Raw genomic sequence first — 4,472 nt, forward strand, 5'->3', positions numbered from 1 at the left:
CTCTGCCTTGCCAAAACCCCCGAATGACTGCTGCAAAAACACAGCAAAGATCAACAGACCCTAAACTTAGCGTGTAGAGCCTTGCATTGATGCGAGGTTTTTTATTATAAAAATATCAGTGCAATGAATTTGAACGATTAAAAAAGCCTCATTAAGAGGCTTTTTGTTTTATCTTGCTTTGTGTTTCATTAAGCGTTCTTTTTCACGAGACCAGTCTTTGTCTTTGGTATCTGCACGCTTATCATGCATTTTTTTACCTTTGGCTAAGTGAAACTCAAGTTTAACCCAGCACTTTTTCCAATACATGGCGGTGGCTATAAGGGAGAAACCCTCACGTTCCGTTGCGCCTACAAGTCGGTCAATTTCGCGTTTATTCAGCAATAGCTTGCGATAACGCATAGGGTCACAAATAACGTGCGTAGATGCGCTATTTAAAGGCTGAATTTGACCGCCAAGTAGAAAAGCCTCGCCATTTTTTAAATGAATGTAAGTATCGGAAATATTAACTTTGCCAGCTCGGATACTTTTAACTTCCCAGCCTTGGAGCTCGACACCCGCTTCGAATTTGTCGCTTAAAAAATACTCATGACGCGCCTTTTTATTTAGCGCGATAGTATTGCTTGTTGATTTAGATGATTTTTTCTTTGCCATAATGGCCTAGTTTACCTAGAAAAGAGAGCAGAAAACAGTGCTTTTTTAATTTTGCGTCTTATTTTCGCTTAGTGAGGTACTGCAGACAAGATAATTTTTAAAAAGCTTGCTAAAATCGGCGCAAATGAATTGGAGTAACTATGCCACAAATAGAAAAAAGTGCATTGGTGATGTATAGCACCCAAGAGATGTTTGAGTTAGTTAACGATGTAGATGCATACCCAATATTTTTGCCTCATTGCTCAGATGCAAAAATTATCCAAGCAGCTGAAGGTGGTATGACTGCCAGTTTAGAAATTTCAAAAGCAGGGCTTAAAAAGTGGTTTACCACGAAAAATAGCTTTGATGGTACAACGGTACATATGCAACTAGTTGATGGGCCATTTAAATCATTAAAAGGTCATTGGCAATTTACTGAACTGGACGAGCAAGCTTGTAAAGTCAGTTTAAAGTTAGAATTTGAATTTGCTAGTCGGTTGATAGAGATGGCGTTTGGCAAAGTGTTTAACGAGGTGGCTAAAAGTATGGTGTCTGCTTTTACGCAACGTGCGAAGATAGTGTATGGAGCCAGATAATGATCAAAGTAGAAGTTGTATTTGCTTTACCCCATAAAGCGGTTTGTCTTGAAGTTGATGTGGCTGAAGGCACATCAGCAGAGCAGGTAGTGATGCAGTCTGGTATTTTAGATAAGTGCCCTGATATTGATGCGACCAAGTTAACCGTTGGGATTTGGAATCGTACGGTTAAAAATCATCAAGTGGTCAAAGAAGGTGATAGAGTTGAGATATATCGTCCTTTAATTGCTGACCCTAAAGATGCAAGGCGAAAAAGGGCTGAAAAAGCAAAAGAAGAAGGTCGAGCAAATAAGATAACTGGTGGCAGAGCGCTCAGTTAAATTAAAATGTGTGATATTTAAAAAGGGCGATTCCGCCCTTTTTAAATTATTAAACTTATTGATCTAGCGGTACATTGAAAGATTCAGGTTCATCGAAGTCACCATTTATCTTTTTCAATTTGTCGCCATCAAAGTGCACCGTAAATGATTTTCGTTGCTCTGATTTACGATCAATATTATATACATATGCGTAGTGCCATTGCTGGTTGTTAAAAGCGTCTTTGGCGATAGGAGTGCCAAGCACAAACAAAACTTGTTCGCGGGTCATATCGACACGTAGTTTATCTACATCTGACTGCTCTAAAAAGTTACCTTGTGGCACGTTGATGCGGTATACCCAGCTTGAGCAACCAGATAGCATCACAGTAATTACAACAGCACTGAGCCATACGCAAAGGGATTTATTAGACAGCATGTATTTGTGTATCCTTATTTTATGTTATTTGCATGATACCGATTAAGAGCAGAAGGTAAAGCTTCTTGTCGAACTTCGACCATGCAAGCGATAAAAAGTTTCTGATAATGAGCATTTTCAAATGACAGAGCAGCATAAAAAGAAAAATAATTGGTCTATTTATATTGTTGAGACACGGATTGGTCATTGGTATACGGGTATTACAACTAACGTGCTCGAACGAGTCGCGGCTCATGAAGCGGGTAAGGGCGCTAAAAACTTGAAGGGAAAAGGTCCATTGAGGTTAGTGTTTAGTTATGAAGTGGGGAATAAGAGTCAAGCGAGTAAACTGGAATGGCAAATTAAGAAGTTGTCTAAAGTACAAAAAATTCAGCTAGTACATTTTGAAGGGCAGCGCAGTAATGTCACTATAAAGTCACTGATGAACATAACAACGTGCTGATACTTTTCAAAATTCATGGCTTGTAGAGTATCTTTAGTACTGTGATGGTTTTTATCCTCCCCCATGCCAAAATATAAATAAGGTATTCCAGCACGATAGAATGCGTAGTGGTCACTGGCTCTTAACCAGTCGATTCTTTTATTACTAAGCAACCGGCGCATTTTTTGTGGTGTACTCGCTAATTTTAATTTAAATGTATTTGTTTTTAATTGCTTTAGTTTATCTATAAATGGTTGAGCGGTACGAGAATGCATTACATAAAGAGTATTTTTTCGATTCAACGCCAACATATCTAGGTTGATGTTTAAAGCGTATAATTGAGAGTTATTTATTTGGCGAACATAATGTTTGGCACCATGTAAGCCTCTTTCTTCAGCATCAGTGGCAAGGAATACAACGGTGAAGTGTCTGGTGGTTTGTTTTAGCTGTTGGGCTAAAGCAAGTAAAGCAGCTGTTCCTGAGGCATTATCATTTGCACCACTATATAACCTGCTACCCATTTTACCTAGGTGATCATAATGAGCTGAAATCACAATAGTTTTGCTGCAAGTCACTACATTGCAGGGTAAAGTGGCTATAACATTATGGCCCACAGCCTTTGATGTAAATCCAGTTTTAAATGTAAAACGTTGATATTCAGTATCAATGCCAATCTCACTAAAACGCCGATGTAAAAATTGAGCACTGATGTTTGGTTTTTCGCTGCCCGACTTTCGACCAGCATGATGAACACTGGTAAGCGCTTCTAAGTCATTATATAGCTGCTGCGATATCGCATTAGGCGATACACAACAAAATATAATTACACTAATTTTTAGCCACAGCTTGTAACCATTGTAACTTACCTTGATAGCGGTGACGGTCGTGATCGAATGTAGATAATTGATAAGCTTTAGTAAGGTAATACTTCGCACGGTCCAAGTTACCTCTTAAGTAAAATATTTTTGCCATGCCAAAATAGCTTTGGTGTAGCTGATTATCAAGCTTTTTGGCTTTTCGGAAATATGATAATGCTGTAGAGTACTGCTTGGCATTAATTGCTTCGTTGCCCTTAACGATTAAGTAAAATGGGTTACTACGGCGTTTTTCATCTAGCTGTGCAATGATTTTTCTACCTTTATCGACGCGGTCAGTGATCGTATAAAGAAGTGCTAAGTTACCAAGGACATTATTGTTTTCTGGTTTTATTACAAGTGCTTGTGTATAAGCTTGCTCAGCTTGTTGATGAAAACCTGAAACGCGATAGAGAATGCCTAAATTGCCCCATGCACCAGAATAACCAGGATCTGATTGTACTGCTGCAGATAAGTAACTGTAAGCTTTATCATTATTGCCATTCACTAAGGCCATTGCTCCTTTGTTACTATAGAACATTGATAAAATACGCTTTTTAGTAATATTTGAGGTGCTGAATTTTTGACGACGACTGTTTGGGTCAAAATCAATGACTATCGACTTTGGACGAGTGTATAAAACATGGGTGTTCTGTGAGCTTTTATTTGTTTCCGAAACTTTCAGGTTTACATGCCCTGTTAGTAGGCTGTAGCCTTGACTTTGATCCCAGTATTCAGGGATATGAACCCTTTGAAACGTAGCATCAAATCCTAAATGCTTAGCGAGGCTGTAAGCTAATATGGACAAAGACAGGCAGTTTGCGTTTAGGTTATAGTAGGCTTGAGACGCTGTTAAATTTGCATCTGATTGATAAGCCAAAGAGGATTGACCATTATCCATAAGAAACTGCAATAAGATTTTAGTTTGCATAAGCTGTGGAGTTTCATTTTTAAAAAACTCTGTGAGCTGTAAGGTGATTTTAGAGTCGAGGCGAAAAATCTCGCTTTCAGATTCAATAGACTGGCGTTTAAACGCGCTATTAACAGCGATGCTCTCATTAATTGAAACTGATGTTGGCGTGCTATTACACCCTGTAAGTATAATTAAACCGAGCATAAACATACAAAAACAAGGCTTTTTAAAAGTTAACATAATATTTTCCTGATACAGCTGTATCTCTAGAGCATAGATTATCTTTAGACAGTGTTGATAAATTTAGAGTTACAAATTATGTC

At 38.3% G+C, this 4,472-nt stretch carries 7 protein-coding genes; 3 read left to right on the forward strand and 4 right to left on the reverse strand.

The features are described 5' to 3' along the window. Positions 1-168: 168 nt before the first annotated feature. Complete coding sequence (smpB, locus tag SANK73390_RS02015) at positions 169-651, reverse strand: SsrA-binding protein SmpB (protein WP_462762903.1); 483 nt, start codon at positions 649-651, stop codon at positions 169-171. 140 nt (positions 652-791) lie between these two features. Between smpB and SANK73390_RS02020 the strand changes: the two genes are divergently transcribed. Both SANK73390_RS02020 and SANK73390_RS02025 read left to right on the forward strand, forming a co-directional pair. Then, positions 792-1,226, forward strand: a complete 435-nt coding sequence (locus SANK73390_RS02020) for a type II toxin-antitoxin system RatA family toxin (protein WP_462762906.1) — start codon at positions 792-794, stop codon at positions 1,224-1,226. Continuing rightward, positions 1,226-1,546, forward strand: a complete 321-nt coding sequence (locus SANK73390_RS02025; RefSeq protein ID WP_462762909.1) for an RnfH family protein — start codon at positions 1,226-1,228, stop codon at positions 1,544-1,546. The genes SANK73390_RS02020 and SANK73390_RS02025 overlap by 1 nt, the downstream gene beginning before the upstream one ends. A 55-nt stretch (positions 1,547-1,601) precedes the next feature. Here the strand turns inward: SANK73390_RS02025 and SANK73390_RS02030 are convergent, their stop codons facing one another. After that, positions 1,602-1,961 carry an outer membrane protein assembly factor BamE gene (locus SANK73390_RS02030; protein WP_462762912.1) on the reverse strand — a complete coding sequence of 120 codons (360 nt, stop codon included), beginning with the start codon at positions 1,959-1,961 and terminating at the stop codon, positions 1,602-1,604. Between the two features lie 121 nt (positions 1,962-2,082). Between SANK73390_RS02030 and SANK73390_RS02035 the strand changes: the two genes are divergently transcribed. Further along, the gene (locus SANK73390_RS02035; protein WP_462762914.1) at positions 2,083-2,403 is read left to right on the forward strand and encodes a GIY-YIG nuclease family protein; all 321 of its coding nucleotides are present in this window, start codon (positions 2,083-2,085) and stop codon (positions 2,401-2,403) included. Here the strand turns inward: SANK73390_RS02035 and SANK73390_RS02040 are convergent. Then, positions 2,331-3,317 carry a M28 family peptidase gene (locus SANK73390_RS02040; protein ID WP_462762916.1) on the reverse strand — a complete coding sequence of 329 codons (987 nt, stop codon included), beginning with the start codon at positions 3,315-3,317 and terminating at the stop codon, positions 2,331-2,333. The genes SANK73390_RS02035 and SANK73390_RS02040 overlap by 73 nt on opposite strands. After that, positions 3,211-4,389 carry a tetratricopeptide repeat protein gene (locus tag SANK73390_RS02045; protein ID WP_462762918.1) on the reverse strand — a complete coding sequence of 393 codons (1,179 nt, stop codon included), beginning with the start codon at positions 4,387-4,389 and terminating at the stop codon, positions 3,211-3,213. Before SANK73390_RS02045 ends, SANK73390_RS02040 begins: the two co-directional genes overlap by 107 nt. Between the last annotated feature and the right edge of the window lie 83 nt (positions 4,390-4,472).

It is taken from the genome of Pseudoalteromonas sp. SANK 73390, from assembly GCF_054966645.1.